The sequence below is a fragment of the uncultured Fenollaria sp. genome (assembly GCF_934202865.1).
GTDB lineage: Bacteria > Bacillota > Clostridia > Tissierellales > Peptoniphilaceae > Fenollaria.
In genome coordinates this window covers 1-4,368 of record NZ_CAKPYL010000073.1, presented here as the reverse complement: position 1 = coordinate 4,368, position 4,368 = coordinate 1, and the positions used below count along the sequence as shown (strand labels likewise).

Below are 4,368 nucleotides of genomic sequence, written 5' to 3'. Positions count from 1 at the left end.
GAATATACCGCTACTAATCAGAGTCCCCGGCTACAAAGGAAACGCGCAAAGGCACAATATAGGTAGCCAGCTCGATTTATACGCGACACTAATAAATCTACTTGATTGGGACAAGACAAAGTACCCTAACATGGGCGTCGACCTACTTGATGACGAAGCAAGCAAAAATAACATCGTCTTTCCAATGACTCACCTTGACAAAGGCAGCTTCATCACAGATGAAACGCTTTTTGTCTATCCGAGAGACAGAATTTTTGAGCACGGCCGCTACATCGACCGCAAAACTCGTAAGGCCCTCCCTATAGCTGAGGCGAAAGAGCTTTCTAAGAGAGCAGTTATCACCACAAACTATGGATATGGCCTTGCCACTACGAATAAACTTTTGGATTTAGTTGAAAAAACTTCCATTGAAGACAAAAGTAAAAGATGATGGCAGGTAAATCGCTTTAAGTAGAGTGAATAAAACGTATGAAAGTTATTAGAGTGGCAGCAAAGCCATTCTCAAAGATAAAAAGAGATTAACAAAATAGTAACAAATTTATGAACTCTATTGAAAAATTTTTGCTCATGTATTATAATATGAGAAGTAAAAGGAGTTTGATTATGAAAAAGAAATTTGTGATATCTTTTATAGTCGCGTTTCTAGCCTTTGGCTTTGTGTTTTACAGGGCGCAAAAGAGGATCAACAACGGCGAATTAAAAGGTAATGATAATATAGAAGAAAATCAAGTAGAGGAAGAGGCTCAAGAAGATGAAGAAACAGAAGAGGAGCTAAACCCAATATTCCCAGATGACCAAAAGGTTCTGAAGGAAGAGCACGGTAACGAGCTTTGCTTCTTGCTGATGGGTATAGACAAGAGAGATGCCGGCCAAAAGGAGATGAGGGGACAAAGATCAGATACAATGATGCTTTGCAAAGTAAACTTTGACGACGGCTCAATCAAGATGCTAAGCCTTCCTCGTGATAGTATAGTAAAGATTAAGGGCGCAGATGACAAGCTAACACACGCCCACTCATACGGCGGACCAGCGCTGGCACTTAAAACAGTTAGAGACTGGCTTAAGCTTGATGTGCGCTACTACGTAAGAGTCGACTACAAGGCAGTAGAGGACCTAGTAGATATAGTTGGCGGCGTTGAATTTGACGTGCCAATCGACATGAACTACCATGATACAACAAAGGGCAATGAGCTGCACATCAATATTAAAAAAGGTAAGCAAACAATTACTAAGGACAATGTTATAGGTCTACTTAGATTTAGAAAAGGTTATACTGATTCAAATTATGGAGTTGCTGATTATGGTAGACAAAGGACGCAACAAGATTTTATGAAGGAACTTGCTAAAAAAGTCCTAAGACCCGAAAATATATTAAAGATCGGATCAATCTGGAATACAATCAATAAAAACGTTAAGACAAATATCCCAGGAGGCACAATTGCTACATCAATCTTGCAAGTTGGTATAGGTAGAGTACATGCAGATAAGATGGAAACCGCTTCACTAATAGGTAAACCAGGCAGCGTACATGGACTAAGCGCTTTGACAATACCTAAGAGTGAGATTGAGGAGAAGGTTTATCCTTGGTTTGGAGACTATCGCTTCAAGTAAATTCTTTCATGCTAAAATGGCGCCTAAGGCTCGTTCGAATTTAACTTCGCTCTAAGTACGTTTAGTACGTAATCGCTTGTTAAATTCTCCACTTCGCCTTATCCATCCATTTTATCTATGAAATAATGAGAATACACTCTGCTTGATGCGTCAGTCCACTTCGTTTAATCATCTCGTTTGCTCTGCGAAATTGAGAATAAAGAAAATATGGAGTGAATCGATTAAGATATTTTATCTATGAAATAATGAGTAGATGAGTAATATAATTGTTTAAGAAAAATTATTTATATTCTAAAGAAGGCAATGTGCCTTCTTTTTTTATGCTAGTTTATGATTTTCATTCAAACGATGAAAACAATTTTCGATGTGAAATGTTTAGGCATGACATAAACATTACGCTTGACTCGTCAGTCAATTACGCTTTTTCTGCCTATATAAAAAACAACATAGTAATCACTTCACTACACGACAATATATGACAAAATCTTAACAAATTATTTATATTTTACTATTGCCAATCGCCACCATATGTAGTATAATAATATTTACAAACAAGGAGAAGCAATCAAAATATTGTGGAGGTATGAGATGTATATATTCAAGAGAAGCGGCGAAAAAGTGCCATTTGACGAATCTAAAATTGTTGTAGCTATTAAAAAGGCGATGAATTCTTCGACTGGGGTATATGAAGAAGGTCTTGCTGAAAAGATAGCTGACGAAATCAAGAGGGAAGCTGTTGTAGCTGAGAGACCTCTTTCGATTTATGATATCGAAGACAAGGTTTACTACAAGCTTATCGAGAACAAAAATCCGGCTACTGCCAGAAGTTATGAAAATTACAAGGCTGTTCAAGCTTTTAAGAGAAAGATTAATACTACTGACGAGAGCATCATCGGTCTTCTTGACAGAAAGAACAGCGACTTAATGAAGGAAAACTCTAATAAAAACGCTCACATCGCATCTACTCAAAGGGATTTGATTGCTGGTGAAGTATCTAAGGACATTGCTAGAAGGCTAATGATTGATGATGACTTGCTTCAAGCGCACGACGAAGGCTCCATCCATTTGCATGATATGGACTACATCATTCAACCTATGTTTAACTGCTGCCTTGTTAATATGAAGGACATGCTTGACAACGGCACTGTTGTTAATGGCAAATTGATTGAAAGCCCAAGATCTTTCCAAGTTGCCTGCAATGTCATGACTCAAATCATTGCACAAATCGCATCAAACCAATATGGTGGCCAATCCATTGACATAAAATGTCTTGCGAAGTACTTAAGACGCAGCTACGAAAAGAATTTGAAGCTTGCGAAAGAAATGTTTGATGACGAGGCAAAGCAAGACGAATTAGCAAGAAAACTTACTCAAAGGGATCTTGAAAGCGGAATACAAACTATACAATATCAAATAAATACACTTATGACTTCGAATGGTCAAGCGCCTTTCGTTACTCTTTTCATGCACATGGAAGATGATTTTGAGTACGCGGACGAGCTTGCGATGATCATCGAAGAGATCTTGAAGCAAAGAATTCAAGGTATAAAGAACGAATGCGGTGTTTATGTGACACCAGCATTTCCAAAGCTTGTTTATGTGCTTGATGAAAACAACGTTCACAAGGACTCGAAGTACTATTACCTAACTCAAACTGCTATAAAATGTACTGCGAAAAGAATGTACCCTGACTATATCTCTGCTAAAAAGATGAGAGAAAATTACGAAGGCAACGTTTTTGCGCCTATGGGCTGCAGAGCATTTCTATCGCCATGGAAGGATAAGGACGGCAACTACAAGTTTGACGGCAGATTCAACATGGGTGTTGTTTCTCTAAACTTACCGCAAATAGCTATCGTTAGCGGCGGCGATGAAGAAAAATTTTTTGAAATCCTTGACAAGAGACTTGACCTTTGCAGAAAGGCTTGTCTACTTAGATACGATATCTTAAAGAACGTTACAAGTGATTCATCTCCAATTCACTGGAGACACGGCGCTATCGCTAGACTTAATGAGCACGAGCCAATCAGACCACTTCTTGAGAATGGTTATGCCACTGTAACTTTAGGCTACATCGGTCTATATGAAGCGACTTACCTAGTTCGCCACACTCCTCATACTGACGAGCACGCAACTGATTTTGCTCTTAAAGTAATGAGAAAGATGAACGAAAAATTACAAGCTTGGAAGAAGGAAGATGGCCTTGGTTATGCGCTTTACGGCACTCCTGCTGAAAGCCTTTGCTATAGATTTGCTAAGAAGGACCTTGAAAGATTTGGCGAGATCAAGAACGTTACTGACAAGGGCTACTACACAAACTCTTTCCACGTTGATGTTAGAGAGCATATATCTATATTTGATAAGTTTAAGTTTGAAGCTCAATTCCAAGCACTTTCAAAGGGCGGCTGCATCAGTTACGCTGAAATACCTAACATGGGCCATAACTTAGAAGCGCTTGAAACTATAGTTGATTATATTTATGACAATATTCAATATGCAGAATTCAATACAAAGTCCGACTATTGCCACGTTTGCGGCTATGATGGCGAAATCATTATAAATGACAAAAACGAATGGGAATGCCCACAATGCCATAACAAGGACCAAGCTAAGATGAATGTTACAAGAAGGACATGCGGCTACCTTGGCGAAAACTTCTGGAATGAAGGAAAAACTAAGGAGATCAAGCAAAGGGTACTTCACATATAATGAATTACGCGCAAATTAGGAAGTACGACATAGCGAACGGCCCAGGCG

Annotated in this window: 3 protein-coding genes; all 3 read left to right on the top strand. The window is 38.8% G+C overall.

Going from position 1 to position 4,368, the window contains the following annotated elements; genetic code table 11:
• Positions 1 to 430, top strand: a 430-nt coding sequence (locus Q0E71_RS06465) for a hypothetical protein (RefSeq protein WP_294797162.1), incomplete at its 5' end; no start/stop codon positions are given.
• A 173-nt stretch (positions 431 to 603) separates the two neighbouring features.
• Positions 604 to 1,611, top strand: coding sequence for an LCP family protein (locus Q0E71_RS06460; protein WP_294797160.1), 1,008 nt, complete (start codon positions 604 to 606; stop codon positions 1,609 to 1,611).
• A 588-nt stretch (positions 1,612 to 2,199) separates the two neighbouring features.
• Positions 2,200 to 4,320, top strand: a complete 2,121-nt coding sequence (gene nrdD, locus Q0E71_RS06455; RefSeq protein ID WP_294797158.1) for an anaerobic ribonucleoside-triphosphate reductase — start codon at positions 2,200 to 2,202, stop codon at positions 4,318 to 4,320.
• Positions 4,321 to 4,368 lie beyond the last annotated feature (48 nt).